The sequence below is a fragment of the Variovorax sp. 160MFSha2.1 genome (assembly GCF_048305075.1).
Taxonomy (GTDB): domain Bacteria; phylum Pseudomonadota; class Gammaproteobacteria; order Burkholderiales; family Burkholderiaceae_C; genus Variovorax; species Variovorax guangxiensis.
Genome location: NZ_CP157624.1, coordinates 532409 through 549969, shown reverse-complemented (window position 1 = coordinate 549969; position 17561 = coordinate 532409). Strand labels below are relative to the sequence as shown.

Genomic DNA, 17561 nt, shown 5'->3' with positions numbered 1-17561 from the left:
AGCGGCTCCGGCGATGGACTTGCGGGCCTGGCAAACCCTGATCGGTCATCAGACACATGTTTGAAAATCAGACACGCCATTTGTCTGAATCGACGACACCATCCGATCGACGGATCGGGAAATCTCTTGTGGATCAACGCGCAGACGCACTGGCATGCCCCATGCAAAGCACAGCCGATCCGATCCACAACACGCGCGGAATCATCGCGGGCCGCCGCTCTTCCCGTTTCGCGCCTGGAGACACCATGGACACCCTTCTTCTTCAATCTCGCGCAGACGCGCCCCAGGCGCACGACAGCGTCGCCGCGTGGTTCGACCCGCTGCTGTCCGAAAGGCTCGCGCAGGCCGGCTTCGGCACGCTGGAGCAACTGGCGCAACGCATCAACGATGCAGGCGTGACCTGGTGGTATCCGGTGCGGGGCATCGGCGTGAGGCGCGCCGAGCGCGTCGTGCAATGGCTGCACGAGCAGCAGCAGAGCACGGGCATGGAGGTGAACCTGCGCGGCCTGCGCGAACACGGGCGGGCGCGGTCGTCGTCATGCGCAGGCGCGCAGGCTGCGGTGGAGTGCGGCTCGGATAATGCGGGCTTCGTGTCAGCAGCAACAAGGCAAGGATGAGCGCCGCGGATTTTCTTTTTTCTCCCGAAGTACAGAAGCTGCTCACGGTCTTGTACGCGGCACCAGCCGACGAGCAGTTCCCGACCGCCGAACTCGCGCGGCGCGCCAGGCTGGCGGAACCCGAAGCCACGGCCACCGTCGGGCACCTGGTCAGCAGCGGCATCGTGAAGCGCCAGGCAGCGAAGGCCGAGCAGCCCGAGACCATCCGGATCGACCGCTCCTTCGTCTTCCACGACCAGCTGCGCAGCATCGCGCTGCGCTCCTTCGCCGCGGCGGAGCCGATCCGCTCCATGCTGCGGTCCAAGTTCAAGGACTCCGTCGTGCGCGCCTTCGTGCTGGGCGAAGACGAGCAGGGCACCTTGGAACTGCTGGTCGCGCACGGCCAGCTGGTGCCCGACGAAGCCGCCATGGCGGCGGCCTGCCAGAAACTGTCGAAATCCATGGGCAGGCATCTGAAGGTGCACGTCGTTCCGCTCACGCGGCTCAACGGCATGCCGCCGCGCGATCCGCTGGCGTCGAAGCTCGCCGCGGCCACGGTGCACGAGATCATCGCGCTGGGGGATACCAAGGCGGCGCTGCCCGTGGAACGTGGCGGGCTGCTGCAGGCGGCGAGGAAGAGGCTGGCGACGCTGGGCAGACCGGCAGCGTGATCCCCAGGAGAAGGACGACACCAGCAAGATGGCCGGCAACCCGGCCTGCCGCCGGGCGGGGCTGCAATCAGAAGACGCCGAAAACCTTCAGCAGGATGATCACGCCGATCGGTACGCCGCACAGCCAGAGGATGATGCTTTTCATAGGGGTCTCCTGTTCATTGGAGCGGCAACCTTAGCGAGCGCCTGGCTGGCGCCGAGACGGAAAAGGACGAACGGCGGGGTAGGCGCACTTCCACGCGCACCTCGCGCGAACTTCACGCGAGCCAATGCACGACGGCACCCGCCGGACTCCGAAATAGAAAGAGCCGCTTTCCCCAAAGGGAAAGCGGCTCTCTATTTGCAAAAACTGTCCGGATTCAGAACGGAATGTCGTCGTCCATGTCATCGAAGCCCGACGACGACTTGGCCGGTGCCTGGCGCGGAGCCGGCGCCGGAGCGCGCGGTGCGGCCGCGGGTGCGCGCGGGGCGTAGCCGCCACCACCACCGCCGCCTTGCGAGTAGCCGCCGCCACCGCCGTAGCCGCCGTCGTCATCGCTGGGACCCGACGGGCCGCCCTGGCCCTGGCGGCTGCCGAGCATCTGCATCTGGTCGGCGCGGATTTCGGTGGTGTACTTTTCGATGCCGTCCTTGTCGGTCCACTTGCGCGTGCGCAGGCTGCCTTCGACATACACCTGCGAGCCCTTGCGCAGGTACTGGCCGGCGATTTCGGCCAGGCGGCCGTTGAAGACGATGCGGTGCCACTCGGTGGCTTCGCGCATTTCGCCGCTTTGCTTGTCCTTCCAGCGATCGGTGGTGGCCACTGTGACGTTCGCGACCTGGTCGCCGCTCGGGAATGTACGCATCTCGGGGTCGCGCCCCAGATTGCCGACGACGATGACTTTATTGACCGATGCCATATGCACTGCCCCTGATAAGTAGATGGAGGAGAAGGTTGAGAAGAACCCTCGATTGTGCCCCAAGGCGACCGCTCTCTTTCTCCCCCGGTGCCAGAATGGGCGCTTGCGATGAACCGGGAACCTGACTTTTTCGAGCATCTGCGCGCCGAGCTGTCCAGCGGCCGCGTCTGGCTCGACCGCGCCATCGTGCTGGGCTACGCCATCGCGGCGGGCCTCTTCGTGGTGGGCTTCACGCTGGCCAGCGACTGGGTCTTCGGCCAGTTCCACCGCTTCTACCGCGCCTGGCCCTGGGCGGTGCTGCTGACCACGCCGATGCTCACGGCCGGCATCGTCTGGTTCACCCTGCGTTTCTTCCCCGGAGCTGGAGGCTCCGGCATTCCCCAGATCAAGGCCGCGCTCCACCCGGCCCTGCCCGGGGAGCGGCGCTTCGTGTTCGCCTCGCTGCGGTTGACGGTCGCCAAGATCGGGCTGGGCGTGGCGGGCTTCGCAGCCGGCCTGTCGATCGGCCGCGAGGGGCCTTCGGTGCAGGTGGCGGCGGGCGTGATGCAGCATGCGCGGCGCTGGCTGTCGCCCAACACGTCCATCGACGGGCGCGCGCTGCTGGTGGCCGGCGGCGCGGCCGGCATCGCGGCGGCCTTCAATGCGCCGCTGGCGGGCGTGGTGTTCGCCATCGAGGAGTTGTCGGGCCGGCTGGAGGCGCGCTCCAGCGGGCTGATCATCACGGCCATCGTGCTGGCAGGCCTGGTAGCTGTGTCCGCCTTCGGCAACGTCAGCTATTTCGGCATGATCCGCGTGCCGCGGCTGGGCTGGGACGTGCTCGGGCCAGGCCTGCTGGTCACGCTGCTCAGCGGCGCCGCGGGCGGCCTCTTCGCGCGGCTGCTGATCGCCTCGCTCACCGGCACGGCCGGGCGCTTCAATCGCTGGCGGGCGCGCTTTCCGGTGCGCTTCGCGGCGGTCGGCGGGCTGGCTGTGGCCGTCATCGGGCTGGTCACGGGCGGCGTCACCTTCGGCGCGGGCTCGGAGGCAGTCAAGCAGATGCTGCAGGGCCACGACGAGCTGACGCCGCTGTACACCGTGCTCAAGTTCGTCGCCACCTGGCTCACGGCGTGGTGCGGCGTGCCGGGCGGGATCTTCGCGCCCTCGCTGTCCATCGGCGCGGGCATCGGCGATGCGGTGGCGCGGCTGGCCGCCAGCGAGCAGGGGCCGGCGCTCATCGCCATGGGCATGGCCGGCTTCCTGGCGGCGGTGACACAGGCGCCGCTGACCGCCTTCATCATCGTGATGGAAATGGTCGACGGCCACTCGATGGTGCTGAGCCTGATGGCCGCCGCGATGCTGGCCAGCCTGGTCTCGCGCATGATCAGCCGGCCGCTGTACGACACGCTGGCCGAGCACATGGTGAGCCGTGCGATCAGCACCTCCACCGGCACCGAAGCGGTGCACCCGCCGCCGGCAGAAACCCCGAAGTCCGAACCGCCGGTTCCCTCCGGCTCGCCATGAAATCGTCGGCGGTCTATCATGTCCGGTTGCCCTCGGACGATCGCCTCCCTTGAATTCAAAAGCCACAGCCCACACCGCAGCCGACGCGGAAAGCGCTCGCGACGCTGAACTCGAACGAAACACCTACCTCGGCGCGGTGCTGGCGCAGCAGCGCATCAGCATCCGGGGTGCGCGCACGCACAACCTGAAGAACGTCGATCTCGACATCCCGCGCAACAAGCTGGTGGTCATCACCGGCCTGTCGGGCTCGGGCAAGTCGAGCCTGGCCTTCGACACGCTCTATGCCGAAGGGCAGCGGCGCTACGTCGAGAGCCTGTCGGCCTATGCGCGGCAGTTCCTGCAGCTCATGGACAAGCCAGACGTCGACGTGATCGAGGGCCTCTCGCCCGCGATCAGCATCGAGCAGAAGGCCACCAGCCACAACCCGCGCTCCACCGTGGGCACGGTGACCGAGATCCACGACTACCTGCGCCTGCTGTACGCGCGCGCCGGCACGCCCTACTGCCCCGACCATCACCTGCCCTTGCAGGCGCAGACCGTGTCGCAGATGGTCGACGCAGTGCTGGCGATTCCCGACGAGCCGCGCCTGATGATCCTGGCGCCCGTGGCGCGCGAGAAGAAGGGCGAGTTCGTCGAGCTCTTCGCCGAGATGCAGGCCTCCGGTTACGTGCGCTTCCGCGTCGACGGGCAGATCTACGAATACAACGACCTGCCCAAGCTCAAGAAGACCGAGAAGCACGACATCGACGTCGTCATCGACCGCCTTCGCGCGCGCCCCGACATGCAGCAGCGCCTGGCCGAGAGCTTCGAGGCCGCGCTGCGGCTGGCCGAGAGCCGCGCCATCGCGCTGGAGTTGGGCGCCGAGGGAGCGCCCGACAGGGAGCACCTGTTCAACGCCAAGTTCGCCTGCCCGATCTGCCACTACTCGCTGTCGGAGCTGGAGCCGCGCCTGTTCTCGTTCAACTCGCCCGTGGGCGCGTGCCCGACCTGCGACGGCCTGGGCAGCCGCGAGGTGTTCGATCCGGCGCGCGTGGTGGCGTTTCCCTCGCTGTCGCTGGCCAGCGGCGCCATCAAGGGCTGGGACCGCCGCAACGGCTACTACTTCAGCATGATCGAGAGCGTCGCCAGGCACTACAAGTTCGACGTCGACGCGCCCTTCGAATCGCTGCCGGCCTCGGTGCAGCAGGTGCTGCTGCACGGCTCGGCGGCGGAAGAGATCAAGTTCAACTACACCATGGAGTCGGGCAACTTCGCGGGCAAGAAGCTCACGAAGAAGCATCCCTTCGAAGGGATCATCCCGAACATGACGCGGCGCTACCGCGAGACCGACTCGGTGATGGTGCGCGAGGACCTCGCCCGCTTCCGCAACATGCAGCCCTGCCCCGACTGCGGCGGCTCGCGCCTTCGCCCCGAGGCGCGCAACGTTTTCCTGGTCGACGAGAGCGGCGCGGAAAACGGCGCCGAGCGCCCGCGCATGGCGATCTTCGAGCTCAGCCGCCTCACGCTGCGCGACTCCCTCGACTGGTTCCAGAAGCTCAAGCTGCGCGGCGCCAGAGCAGAGATCGCCGACAAGGTGGTGCGCGAGATCGGCCTGCGCCTGAAGTTCCTCAACGACGTGGGCCTGAACTACCTGAGCCTCGACCGCAGCGCCGAGACGCTGTCGGGCGGCGAGGCGCAGCGCATCCGGCTCGCGTCGCAGATCGGCTCGGGCCTCACGGGCGTGATGTACGTGCTCGACGAGCCCAGCATCGGCCTGCACCAGCGCGACAACGACCGCCTGATCGGCACGCTGAAACACCTGCGCGACATCGGCAACAGCGTGATCGTGGTCGAGCATGACGAGGACATGATCCACGCCGCCGACCACGTGATCGACATGGGCCCCGGCGCCGGCGTGCACGGCGGGCGCGTGATGGCGCAGGGCACGTACGCCGAGGTCTCGTCCAACCCCGACTCGCTCACCGGCCAGTACCTCTCGGGCGCACGCAGGATCGAGGTGCCGAAGCATCGGACCGCATGGCTGCCGTCGACGAAGCAGCCCGCCTTTCATGAAGGCAAGAAGCCCCCTCGCTTTCCGCCGAGCCCCGCCGCCGAGCGCCGCGCCGCGCGCGAGGCCGCGCATCTCGCCACGCAGACCGACCTGCAGGAAATCCGCGTGGTCGGCGCCACGGGCAACAACCTGAAGAACGTGAGCGTCGCCTTCCCCGTCGGCCTGCTGACCTGCGTGACGGGCGTGTCGGGCTCGGGCAAGTCCACGCTGGTGAACGACACGCTCTACACGTCGGTGGCGCGCACGCTCTACCGCGCGCACGAAGAACCGGCGGCGCACGAGTCGGTGGAAGGCATCGAGTACTTCGACAAGGTCATCAACGTCGACCAGAGCCCCATCGGCCGCACGCCGCGCAGCAACCCGGCCACCTACACCGGCCTGTTCACGCCCATCCGCGAGCTCATGGCCGAGACCAACACCGCGCGCGAGCGCGGCTACGGCCCGGGCCGCTTCAGCTTCAACGTGGCGGGCGGGCGCTGCGAAGCCTGCCAGGGCGACGGCGTGGTCAAGGTCGAGATGCACTTCCTGCCCGACGTGTACGTGCCCTGCGAGGTCTGCCACGGCCAGCGCTACAACCGCGAGACGCTGGAGGTGCTCTACAAGGGCAAGAACATCGCGCAGATCCTGGAGATGACGGTCGAGGCCGCGCACGACTTCCTGAAGGCCGTGCCCACCATCGAGCGCAAGCTGCGCACCCTGCTCGACGTGGGCCTGAGCTACATCAAGCTGGGCCAGTCGGCCACCACGCTCTCGGGCGGCGAGGCTCAGCGCGTGAAGCTGGCGCTGGAACTCAGCAAGCGCGACACCGGCCGCACCCTCTACATCCTCGACGAGCCGACCACCGGCCTGCACTTCGCCGACATCGAGCTGCTGCTGAAGGTGCTCCACCAGCTGCGCGACGCGGGCAACACCATCGTCGTCATCGAGCACAACCTCGACGTCATCAAGACCGCCGACTGGCTCATCGACATGGGCCCCGAAGGCGGCGCCGGCGGCGGCACGGTGGTGGGCCAGGGCACGCCGGAGGAGATCGCGGCGAACGAGGCGAGCCATACGGGGCGGTATCTGAAGCGGCTGCTGTAGCCAGGCCGCTCCCTGCACGAATGGCCGGGCCGCGCCACAATCGCGGCCCATGCCCTCCTTCACCCCGCGCCAGTTCGTCATCCTCGTTCTCCTGACCCTCGCCTGGGGTTTCAACTGGCCGGTGATGAAGCTCGGCGTGGCCGACTATCCGCCGCTGGGCTTCCGCGCGATCTCGATCTGGCTCGGGCTGCCGGTGCTGGCCGTCGCGCTGGTGTGGCTCAAGGTGCCGTTCCGCGTGCCTCGCAGCGCATGGCCCGAGCTGGTGTGGCTGGGCGCCACCAACATGTTCGTCTGGCACGCCTGCATCATCCTCGCGGTGAAAGCGCTCTCGGGCGGGCGCGCGGCGATCCTGGGCTACACGATGCCGGTGTTTTCCGCCGTCATCGGTGCGCTGCTCTTCTCTGCGGCGCTCACGCGGCGCGCATGGTTGGGCGTGGGTGCCTGCGCGATCGGCGTGGGGCTGCTGCTGTGGCACGAGCTCACGAACCTCTCGGGCCGGCCCGGCTACGTGGCCCTGGCACTGGTGGCCGCAGCCACATGGGCGCTGGGCACGCAGCTTCTGCGCCACACGCGCATCGGCCTGCCTACGCTCACGCTTTCCTTCTGGATGACGGCGATGACGGCGGTGGTGATGACGGTGCTGTCGCTGCTCTTCGAGCGCGACCAGCTCTACTGGCCCAACGACGTGACGTGGGCTTCCATCGGCTACAACGCGGTGCTCATCTTCGGCTTCGCGCACGCCGCATGGTTCTACCTCGCGCGCGGCCTGCCACCCATCGCTTCGACGCTGAGCGTGATGTTCATTCCGGTGCTCGGCGTGTTCAGCGGCGCGGTGTGGCTGGGCGAGGTCGTGCACTGGCAGGACTGGGTGGCGGTCGCGCTGATGGTGGTCGCCATCGCCTCGGTGCTCTGGCCCTCGCGCAGCGCGGCGAAGGCCTGAGCGCGCCTTCTTTTTTCAGGTCGTCGTCTGCACGTGCAGGCGGCTGGTCTTGCAGCGGTGCAACGCCCGGTAGTGCTCCAGCGGCCTGCCGTTGGCGCCGTAGGCGATCGACTCGATGCGCAGCAGCGGCTCCGGCTGCGGCAGGTTGAGCAGCTCGCAGGTATCGGCATCGGGCAGCACGGCGTCGATCCAGCGTTCGGCGCGCACCAGGCGCAGCCCGTACTGGCGGCGTAGCACGTCGTAGAGCGAGCGGTCGTCCAGGCGCGTGCGGTGCAGGCCGGGCGCGAGGTCGGCGGGCACCACGGTTTCGACCAGCAGGCGCAGTTCGCCGTCGACGCTGCGCAGGCGCTTGAGCGCCACCACCTGCGTGTCGTCGGTCAGGCCGAGCGAGGCGGCTTCCTGCTCGGTGGGCGCGCGCAGCTCCTGCGTGAGGATCTGCGTGCGCACCGAGCGGCCCTTGCGCTCCATCTCGTCGGAGAAGCCGAGCACGGTGGAAACGAAGTCTTCGTCGCGCTCGCGCGCCGACACGAAGGCGCCGCGGCCCTTGATCTTGTAGATGAGGTTGTTGCGCACCAGGTCGGCCAGCGCCTCGCGCACCACGATGCGCGAGATGCCGAACTGCTCGCCCAGCTCGGCCTCGGACGGCAGCTTAGCGCCGATGGGCAGCACGCCCTGCAGGATCTGCATGCGAAGCGCGTCGCGGAACTGGGCCCACAGCGGGGACTCGGAGTCGCGGTCGAGCACGGTCGAAATTTCGGTCGGAGAGTTCACGTCGAAGCTTGGCCCAGGGCCTGAGGAGTCATCAATGATGCATCGAAAGATGCGGGTGCATCCGCGGCCACCGGCGAAAGCCGCACGCCGTGGCGTTCGCGCAGGGCGGTGGCACAGGCCTGCAGCTCCGCGTGCTGCTGCGCGGCGTCCCAGCCCAGCGCATCGGCCGCGATGCCTGCGATCTCGGCGAGTGCGGCATCGGTGACCAGCCCGCGGATGGCCAGCAGCGTGCGGCGGATCACGAGGTCGTCGAGATGCACCACGCCGGTCTCGAGGCAGAGGTACGAAAGCTCGGCCACCGAATAGCCCGGCGCGTGGCGCAGCGGCATGTCGCCCGATGCGGCGAGGCGCTGCGCCAGCGGCAGGGCCTTCGATCCGTAGCGCTTCAGCAGCACCTGCGCGCGCGTGCGGCTCATGCCCGAGGCGGCGACCAGGCGATCGAGAAAACGCTCGACGGCCTGCGCATCCACCGGCAGCTCGGCGCCGCCGCCGATGGGCAGCATGTCGGTCGAGGCTGTGCGGGGACGGCCAAGTTGCTTCAGCACTTCATTGACCGCCTCTTCCGCGAGCGCGCGGAAGGTCGTCCACTTGCCGCCGACCAGGCCGACCACTGGAATGTCGCGCGTGGCGCTGGGCGGATCGAGCACCACCGAATGGTCGCGCGAGATCTGCCCCGGCTTGTCGGCGTCGGAGCGCGCAAGGGGCCGCACGCCGACGTAGGTGTAGACCACGTCGCCACGTCCGAAGCGCAGGTTGGGGAACACCTCGGCCAGCACTTCGAGCAGGTAGTCGACCTCCTCGGGCTCGGTCTCGATCCTGTCGGGGTCGTCCACCGGGATGTCGGTGGAGCCCACGAGCACGCGGTCGAGAAAGGGATAGACGATGCACACGCGCCCGTCCACCGCTTCGAAGTAGGCCATGCGGCCTTGCAGCGCATCGCGCAGCGCGGGATGGTCGAGCACGAGGTGCGAGCCCTTGGTGCCCATCACGCGCGGGCCGCCGCCGCCGAGCACTGCCGTGCTGCGGTCCAGCCACGCGCCGCTGGCGTTCACCACGGTGTCGGCCGTCACGCGCACCAGCGCGCCGGTGATCTCGTCGCGCAGCGTGATGATGTTGCCCGCGCAGCCCATCACGCGGCAGTAGTTGGCCGCGGCCGAGCGCGGCTGGTCGCGGCAGGCGTCGCCGATGAGTTCGAGGATGAGCCATTCGGGATGGCTGATCCATGCGTCGAAGAAAGTGGCCGTCCAGCGCACCGCGGAGCGGAACAGGCTGCGGTCGCCCGGCGGCACGCGGCTGATGCGGTGATTGGGCATCACGCGCTGTCGGCGGCCCAGCAGGTCGTACAGGCGCAGGCCCGCGGCCACCGCCAGCAGGCCGCGCGTGCGCTGCGGCGGCGTGCGGCCGAAGAACTTGAGCGCGCTGCTCATGAGGCCGCCGAAGAAGCTCGACAGCGGCACCACCGTCTTCAGCGGCTGCACCAGGTGCGGCGCGTTGCGCAGCAGCAGGTTGCGCTCGCGCGTGGCCTCGGCCACCAGCGAGAAGCTGCCGTTCTCCAGGTAGCGCAGGCCGCCGTGGATCATGCGCGAGGGCGCGCTGCTGGCGCCCGCGCTGAAGTCGCCCTTGTCGACGATGAGGCAGTCCACGCGCTGCAGGCACAGGTCGCGGAACACGCCCACGCCGTTGATGCCGGCACCGATGATGACGGTGGAGAAATGACGGTCCGCGAGCGATGCAGGGCGCACGAAGGGCAGTTGCCACGCGCTCATCGGGAAACCTCCGCGCTGCGCGCTGCGGTGCTGTCGGCGGCGGCCGTCACGCCGCCCGCCAGATGGGAAAACACAGGAGACATGGTGTCGATCAGTTCGTTGAAGCCGGCGCTGAAGTCGGCGTGGGCGCGCGCCAGGGCGGCGTCGGGTTCGACGGTGTCGCAGGGCGCGAGCAAGGCGCTGCCCTGCTCCGCACGGTCGATGCCTTGCGACATGGCGGCATGGATGGCGGCGCCGCGCGCGCCGGTTTCGTCGTCGGCGCAGCGCTCGACCGGGTGGCCGAGCAGGCCTGCGAGCAAACGCACGAGGCGCGAGTCGCTCGCGCCGCCGCCGAGCACGGTGCACGCGGACACCGGCAGCCCGCAGGCCGCGAGCCGCGCGATGTGGCGCGCATGCAGCGCCGCGACCGCATCGACCACCGCGCGCGCCATGTCGCCGCGCGTGTGATGGCTCTTGAGGCCGACAAAGCCCGCCGTGACCCCACCGCCGCCATTCACGAAAGGCAGGAAGTGCAGGCCGCCCGCGCCGAGCGGCACCGACATCGCGAGGTCGACCACCGCACGCGCATCGGGCAGGCCGAGCACGCCGGCCAGCCACGCGATGTTGGCCATCGACGAGGGGCTGTTCTCCATGTAGAGCCGCTTGTCCTCGCGGCCGAAATTCACGACGGCGGCCACCGCGGGCTTGGGCTCGATCACCGGCCCGATGACGGCGTTGACGCACCAAGTGCCGAAGACCGACACCGCGCGCGAACGCCCTTCGGCGCAGATCGCGGTCATCGATGCAAGCAGGTCGATGGCGCCCATCGCCACCGGAATGCCCGCTGGCAGGCCGCACAGCGCGGCTTCGGAAGGCCGCAGCCTGCCGAGGAGTTCGCCGCTGGGCACCAGCGGCCCGAAGACGCGCGGGCCGAGATCGGCGATGCCTGAAGCATCGAAGGCCGCCTGCGACCACGTGCCCGTCGCGATCGACACCAGCCCGGCCGTGCTCGCATCGCTGGCATCGGTGGAGATCTCGCCGGTCAGCAGGAAGCCGAGGTAGTCCTTCGCGAACAGCAGCCGGCGCACCGCGCCGCGCTGCACGGCGTCGGTGCCCAGCAGCTCGGCCGCGATCACGGTGGGCTGGCCGGGCCAGGGCTGGCAGCCCACGTCGGCGAAGAGCGCCGGGCCGTGGCTCAGAGCGAGCGAGCGGGCGCGCGCGTCGGCGCGCTGGTCGGTGGAGGCGATGGCGCGTCCGCCCACGAGCTCGTTGCGTGCATCGAGCGCGTAGAGCCCCGCGCCGTGGCCGGTGCAGCCGATGGCGCGGACCTCCGACACGCGGTCTCCGAGTTGATGGGCGACGTCGCGCAGGACGTGGGTCAGCGCGGCGCGGATCGCCGAGGCTCCCACTTCGCATCCCCCTCCGGGCAGCCGGTCGTGCGGCAATGGCATTCGTGACAGGGCGACGCTGCGGCCACTCCCGGCTTCCAGGGCCAGGGCTTTCAGGCTGCTCGACCCCATGTCGATGCCGATCAGTATGTTTGGCTTCATGTCATAACAGCTTCGGCTGAATAAAAGCGGCCTGCCAGTAGCGTTTCCCCTAGTTATCCCTTCAAATGGCCAGCGCGTACATTCTAGCCTGTCATAACAACTGATGTGACAACAAGGTTCCGAGAGCTGCCCTGAAAAGCGGCATCCACAAGCTGTGCACCCAACGTGAGGAGACAAAGAATGAGGCGTAATTTCCTGAAGTCCGCCGCCGCAGCCGGCATCGGCCTGGCCGGCGCGAGCGCGTTCGCGCAGCAGCAGGCGGCTGCCCCCGCGGCCGGCGGCGGCCTGCGCGGCAACCCCAGCGACGTCTACGTGATGAACGTGATGGTGTCGGGGGTCGAGTACTGGTTTCCGGTCTACGAAATGATGAAGCAGCTCGGCCGCACGCTGGGCGTGAAGACGCGCTACACCGGCACGCCCGAGTACGACGTGAACAAGCAGCTGGCGTCCTTCGAGCAGGAACTGGCGCGCAAGCCCGCGGGCATCCTGCTGCACCCGATGAACCCCGACCCGTTCATCGAGCCGATCAACCGCGCCGCGGCGATGGGCATCCCCGTCGTCACCTTCGCGGCCGACTCGCCCAACTCCAAGCGCACCTCGTTCGTCACCTCCGACAACGACCGCGAGGGCAACCAGGCGGCCGACGCCATCGCTGCATCGCTGGGCGGCAAGGGCGAATACGCGGTGCTGGAGAACCCGGGCCAGGACAACCACGACCGCCGCATCGCCGCCTTCGTCAACCGCATGAAGGCCAAGCACCCCGGCATGAAGCTGGTGGGACGCGCAGCCAGCAACCAGGACCCGAACAAGGCCTACCAGGCGGTGCTGAGCCTCGCGCAGGCCAACCCGAACCTGGGCGCCCTCTTCATGCCCGAGGCCAACTCGGCCCTGGGCGCGGCGCAGGCCAAGGTGGAGACCAAGAAGAACATCAAGGTGATGTGCTGCGACGTGAACGCCAAGATCCTCGACATGATCAAGTCGGGCGACGTGTTCGGCGCCATCAACCCCAACCAGGGCATGCAGGGCTACATGGGCATGATGATGCTGTTCCTGGCCAAGAACCCCGGCCTCATCGACCCGATGAACGACGCCAAGCGCAACGGCACCAACCCGATGGCCGTGCCCTTCCTGGACAACGGGCTGTCGGTGGTCAGCAAGGCCAACGCAGACGACTTCTACTGGGACAAGTACCTCGCCCGCCGCGGCACCAAGGGAATCGGCGAGTGAACGCAGTGGGCGCATTGCTCGAACTGCGCGGCATCAGCAAGCGCTTCGGCGCTTCGCGCGCGCTCGCGGGCGTGGACTTCTCGCTGCGCCGCGGCGAGATCCACGCCCTTTGCGGCGAGAACGGCGCGGGCAAGTCCACGCTGATGAACATCATCGACGGCATCCACCAGCCGGACGAAGGCACCATCTCGCTGGACGGCCAGGCGGTGGTCATCGACGGCCCCGCGCATGCGATGCGCCTGGGCATCGGCCTGGTCCACCAGGAGATCGCCCTGTGCGGCGACGCCACGGTGGCCGAGAACATCTTCATGCCGGAGATCAACGCCGGCAGGAGCGCGTGGATGAACTACGCGAACCTCAACGAACGCGCCGCCAGGGTGCTTGAGCGCCTGGGGCAGGACGTCGATCCCGCCGCGCTGGTGAAGGACCTGAGCATCTCCACGCAGCAGCTCATCGAGATCGCGAAGGCGCTCACGCTCGACTGCAAGGTGCTGATCCTCGACGAGCCCACGGCCGCGCTCACCGACAACGAATCGGCCGCGCTCTTCAGGGTGCTGCACGACCTCAAGGCGCAGGGCATCGGCATCATCTACATCAGCCACCGCATGGCGGAGATCTTCGCGAACTGCGACAGCGTCACGGTGCTGCGCGACGGCCGCAACGTACACACGGGCCCGCTGGCCGAGCTCGACGCCGACGGCCTGGTGCGCCGCATGGTCGGGCGCGACCTGGGCAACTACTACCCGCCCAAGCAGGAAGAACCCGCATCGGGCGAGCACGTGCTCGAGGTGACCGACATCGCCGACGGCGAACGCGTGCACGGCGTGTCGTTCAGGCTGAAGCGCGGCGAGATCCTCGGCATCGCGGGCCTCATGGGCGCCGGCCGCAGCGAGCTCGCCGAGACCATCTGCGGCCTGCGCACGGCGCGCGGCGGCAGCGTGCGGCTGCGCGGCAGGCCGCTCGCCATCCGCAAGTACAGCGACGCGCTGCGCGAAGGCATCGCCTACCTCAGCGAGGACCGCAAGGCGGCGGGCGTGTACCTCGATCTGCCCATCGCGCAGAACATCGCCTCGATGGCGCTCGCGCGCGTCAGCTCGCGCTTCGGCCTGCTGCAGCGCGCGGCCGAGCACAAGCTGGCGGTGAGCCTTGGCGCGAGGCTCAAGCTCAAGTCGGACGGCGTGGACATCGACGTGGCCAGCCTCTCCGGCGGCAACCAGCAGAAGGTGGCCATCGCCAAGCTGCTGGCCACCAATCCCTCGGTGCTGCTGATGGACGAGCCCACGCGCGGCGTGGACGTGGGCGCCAAGTCGGAGATCCACCACATCCTGCGCGACCTGGCCAGCCAGGGCGTGGGCGTGATCGTGATCTCCTCGGAGCTGCCCGAGATCATCGGGCTGTGCGACCGCGCACTGGTGATCCGCGACGGCCGGCTCGCCGGCGAGGTGCAAGACAAGGACATGACGGAAGAGGCCCTGCTGCGGCTGGCCTCGGGACTTTGCGAAGAGGAAACGACAGCATGAACTACCCAGCACAACTGGACGCGGGAGCCGCCGGCCTTGCGCCACGACAGACGACCGAGGGAGGAGGAAAGGGAGGCCCCGTGAAACCCGCCAGCAAGCTCGCCAGCATGCGCGAGCTGGGCCTGTTGATCATCATCGCGGCGCTGTGCGTGGGCATGAGCTTCGCGTCGCCCTACTTCCTCACCTGGGACAACGTGCGCGCGATGCTGCTGTCGTTCTCCATCGAGGGCATCGTGGTGGTGGGCATGACCATCCTGCTGATCGTGGGCGGCATCGACCTCTCGGTGGGCTCGGTGGTGTGCTTCGCGATGGTGGTCACCGGCAAGCTCTTCCTGATGGGCTTCGATCCGTGGACGGCGGGGCTCATCGCCATCGCGGCCAGCGCCATGATCGGCGCGATGATCGGCGGCTGCGTCACGCGCATCGGCCTGAACCACTTCATCGCCTCGCTGGCCTTCATGGTGATCGTGCGCGGCCTGTGCCTGGCGCTCACGCAGGGCACGCCGCAGTCGCTGTTCTCGCTGCCGGCCGAGTTCAAGTTCATCGGCCAGGGCACGCTGTTCGGCGTGCCGGCGGTGATCCTGATCTTCCTGGCGATCGTGGTGGTGAGCGACTTCGTGCTGCGCCGCTCCTCGCTGCTGCGCCGGGTGTTCTACACCGGCAGCAACGAGAAGGCGGCGCTCTACTCCGGCATCCGCGTGGGCCGCGTCAAGTTCTGGGTCACGGTGCTGTGCGCAGCATCGGCCGGGCTCGCGGGCGTGATCTACACCGCGCGCTTCGGCGCCGCCACGCCCACCTTCGGCGTGGGCATGGAGCTCAACGTGATCGCCGCCGCGGTGATCGGCGGCGCCAGCCTCAAGGGCGGCTCGGGCACGGTGCTCGGCGCGGTGCTGGGCCTGGCGCTGCTGTCGGTGGTGACCAGCTCGCTGATCCTGCTTGACGTGTCGCCCTACTGGCAGGACGTGATCAAGGGCCTGATCCTGCTCGCGGCCGTGACCATCGACCACCTCATGAACACGAGAAAGACCAAGCGATGAGCAACAGCAGCACCATCAACGCATCGGACATGAAGAAGACCGTTCTCGGCCCCTCGGGCATCGAATGCTCGGCCATCGGCCTGGGCACCTGGGCCATGGGTGGATGGATGTGGGGCGGCGGCGACAACGCGGCCGCCGTGCTCGCCATCCAGGCCTCGCTGGACGCGGGCGTGAACCTGATCGACACCGCGCCGGCCTACGGCCTGGGCCGCTCCGAGACCATCGTCGGCACCGCGCTCAAGGGCCGCCGCCACGAGGCGGTGATCGCCACCAAGTGCGGACTGGTGTGGCACACCCAGAAGGGAACGCACTTCTTCGAAGAAGACGGCCACCCGGTGTACCGCTACCTCGGGCGCGAGTCGATCATCCATGAGGCCGAAGAGAGCCTGAAGCGCCTGCAGACCGACTACATCGACCTCTACATCACGCACTGGCAGGACGCCACGACGCCCGTGGCCGAGACCATGGACGCGCTGCTCGAGCTCAAGAAGCAGGGAAAGATCCGCGCCATCGGCGTGAGCAACGTGAGCCCCGAGACGCTGGCCGAATACCTTCGCTACGGCCCCGTCGACGCGGCGCAGGAGCGCTACAGCCTGATCGACCGCGAGATCGAGCAGACGCTGGTGCCGCTGTGCAACGAGCACGACGTGGCGGTGCTGGGCTACTCCTCGCTCGCGCTGGGCCTGCTCGCCGGCCCCATCGACCCGGAGCGCAAGTTCACCGGCGACGACCAGCGCGCCACCAACCCGCGCTTCAGCGCGCAGAACCGCGCGAAGCTCGCGGCCTTCTTCGAGGAACTGGAGCCGCTGCGCAGGCAGCTCGAATGCTCCTTCGGCCAGCTCATGATCGCGTGGACGCTGGCGCGCGGCAGCGTGTCGGTCGCGCTGTGCGGCGCGCGCGCCAGCAAGCAGGCCATCGAGAACGCAGGCGCCGGCTCGGTGCGCCTGCACGACGCTGCGCTGCAGCTGATCGACAGCGCAGCGAGCAGGCACCTGGGCTCGCTCGGCTGAGCCCTCCTCCCTCTTTTCTGTCACACACCAACAAGCAAGGACTCTTTTCGTATGTCGAAGGACAAGACCGCACGCCTGAACCGGCTGCTCAACAACGGGCGCTGCCTGGACATCGCGCTCGACCATGGCGTGTGCAACGAGCCCAGCTTCCTCGACGGGCTGGAAGACATGCCCTCGGTGATGGAGCGTCTGCTGGCCGCCGGCCCCGACGCGATCCAGCTCAACTACGGCCAGTCCGACCTGCTGCAGGACCGCCCGGGCCGCGACAAGCCTGCCCTCGTGATGCGCATCGACATGGGCAACCCCTACAACGCCACGCGCCACCGCGTGATGTGGGCGGTGCTGCAGAACGAGCACGACCCGGTGCTGCCGGCGGTGCAGCAGGACGCCGCCTGCGTGGTGGTCAACCTCTTCATGCTGCCCGACGAACCCGACCTGTTCCGCCAGTGCGTGCAGAACATCGCCCGCGTGCGCGCCGACTGCGACCGCTACGGCATGCCGCTGATGATCGAGCCGCTGGTGATGCAGGCGCCCTCCGCCGGCAGCCGCTACTCGGTGGACGGCGACGCAGAGAAGATCGTCACGCTGGTACGCCTGGCGCGCGACATGGGCGCCGACATCGTCAAGGCAGACCCCACCACCGACCCCAGGGACTTCCACCGCGTGGTGCAGGCCGCGCGCTGCCCCGTGCTCGTGCGCGGCGGCGGGCGCGAGGACCTGCAGCAGGTGTTCGCGCGCTCGCGCGTGCTGATGGACGAAGGCGCCGTCGGCATGGTGTACGGGCGCAACGTCTACCAGCACGGCAATCCGTCGGCGGTGGTGGATGCGCTGATGGCCATGATCCACCGGGGCGCCAGCGCCAAGGAGGCATGGGACATCTACGAATCGGGTGGCGCGAAATGACATGACGAAGACGCGCCCTCTTTAGGAGGAAGAAAAAAGAAGGAAGAGAGCTCACGGCG

Annotated in this window: 14 protein-coding genes; 10 read left to right on the top strand and 4 right to left on the bottom strand. The window is 68.5% G+C overall.

All coding sequences use genetic code 11. The features are described 5' to 3' along the window. The first annotated feature begins 245 nt into the window (after positions 1-245). Together ABL838_RS02420 and ABL838_RS02415 are read left to right on the top strand one after the other, a co-directional pair. Entirely contained in the window at positions 246-617 is a 372-nt protein-coding gene (locus ABL838_RS02420; RefSeq protein ID WP_184640171.1) for a phage integrase family protein, read from the top strand. Next, complete coding sequence (locus ABL838_RS02415; protein ID WP_418123960.1) at positions 614-1267, top strand: hypothetical protein; 654 nt, start codon at positions 614-616, stop codon at positions 1265-1267. Before ABL838_RS02420 ends, ABL838_RS02415 begins: the two co-directional genes overlap by 4 nt. 359 nt (positions 1268-1626) lie before the next feature. Here ABL838_RS02415 and ssb read toward each other — a convergent pair whose 3' ends face one another. Next, entirely contained in the window at positions 1627-2166 is a 540-nt protein-coding gene (gene ssb, locus ABL838_RS02410) for a single-stranded DNA-binding protein (protein ID WP_184640175.1), read from the bottom strand. A 108-nt stretch (positions 2167-2274) separates the two neighbouring features. Between ssb and ABL838_RS02405 the strand changes: the two genes are divergently transcribed. From ABL838_RS02405 to ABL838_RS02395, 3 genes are read left to right on the top strand one after another with little or no spacing between them, the layout of a single operon-like run. Continuing rightward, positions 2275-3666, top strand: a complete 1392-nt coding sequence (locus ABL838_RS02405) for a chloride channel protein (RefSeq protein ID WP_418123958.1) — start codon at positions 2275-2277, stop codon at positions 3664-3666. Positions 3667-3715: 49 nt separating this feature from the next. Then, positions 3716-6799: an excinuclease ABC subunit UvrA gene (gene uvrA, locus ABL838_RS02400; RefSeq protein ID WP_418123957.1), complete on the top strand. Its 3084-nt coding sequence runs from the start codon at positions 3716-3718 to the stop codon at positions 6797-6799. A 49-nt stretch (positions 6800-6848) separates the two neighbouring features. Then, positions 6849-7739 (top strand): DMT family transporter, encoded by an 891-nt coding sequence (locus ABL838_RS02395; RefSeq protein ID WP_369659916.1) that lies wholly within the window; start codon positions 6849-6851, stop codon positions 7737-7739. 15 nt (positions 7740-7754) lie between these two features. Here ABL838_RS02395 and ABL838_RS02390 read toward each other — a convergent pair whose 3' ends face one another. Genes ABL838_RS02390 through ABL838_RS02380 form a run of 3 tightly spaced genes read right to left on the bottom strand, consistent with a single transcriptional unit; the run spans position 7755 to position 11805 of the window. Further along, the gene (locus ABL838_RS02390; protein WP_126022303.1) at positions 7755-8510 is read right to left on the bottom strand and encodes a GntR family transcriptional regulator; all 756 of its coding nucleotides are present in this window, start codon (positions 8508-8510) and stop codon (positions 7755-7757) included. Continuing rightward, entirely contained in the window at positions 8507-10276 is a 1770-nt protein-coding gene (locus ABL838_RS02385) for a glycerol-3-phosphate dehydrogenase/oxidase (RefSeq protein ID WP_184640182.1), read from the bottom strand. Before ABL838_RS02385 ends, ABL838_RS02390 begins: the two co-directional genes overlap by 4 nt. Then, the gene (locus tag ABL838_RS02380; RefSeq protein WP_418123955.1) at positions 10273-11805 is read right to left on the bottom strand and encodes an FGGY family carbohydrate kinase; all 1533 of its coding nucleotides are present in this window, start codon (positions 11803-11805) and stop codon (positions 10273-10275) included. The genes ABL838_RS02385 and ABL838_RS02380 overlap by 4 nt, the downstream gene beginning before the upstream one ends. Before the next feature lie 180 nt (positions 11806-11985). Here ABL838_RS02380 and ABL838_RS02375 point away from each other — a divergent pair, with 180 nt between their 5' ends. From ABL838_RS02375 to ABL838_RS02355, 5 genes are read left to right on the top strand one after another with little or no spacing between them, the layout of a single operon-like run. Then, on the top strand, positions 11986-13032 hold the full coding sequence (locus ABL838_RS02375) for a substrate-binding domain-containing protein (RefSeq protein ID WP_126022306.1): 1047 nt from the start codon (positions 11986-11988) through the stop codon (positions 13030-13032). Then, positions 13029-14552, top strand: a complete 1524-nt coding sequence (locus ABL838_RS02370; RefSeq protein WP_418123954.1) for a sugar ABC transporter ATP-binding protein — start codon at positions 13029-13031, stop codon at positions 14550-14552. Before ABL838_RS02375 ends, ABL838_RS02370 begins: the two co-directional genes overlap by 4 nt. After that, a complete protein-coding gene (locus ABL838_RS02365) occupies positions 14549-15589 on the top strand; it encodes an ABC transporter permease (RefSeq protein ID WP_418123952.1) in 1041 nt (346 codons plus the stop codon). The genes ABL838_RS02370 and ABL838_RS02365 overlap by 4 nt, the downstream gene beginning before the upstream one ends. After that, on the top strand, positions 15586-16599 hold the full coding sequence (locus tag ABL838_RS02360) for an aldo/keto reductase (RefSeq protein ID WP_418123951.1): 1014 nt from the start codon (positions 15586-15588) through the stop codon (positions 16597-16599). Before ABL838_RS02365 ends, ABL838_RS02360 begins: the two co-directional genes overlap by 4 nt. A gap of 51 nt (positions 16600-16650) precedes the next feature. Beyond that, entirely contained in the window at positions 16651-17502 is an 852-nt protein-coding gene (locus tag ABL838_RS02355; protein WP_369659920.1) for a class I fructose-bisphosphate aldolase, read from the top strand. The last annotated feature ends 59 nt before the right edge of the window (positions 17503-17561 follow it).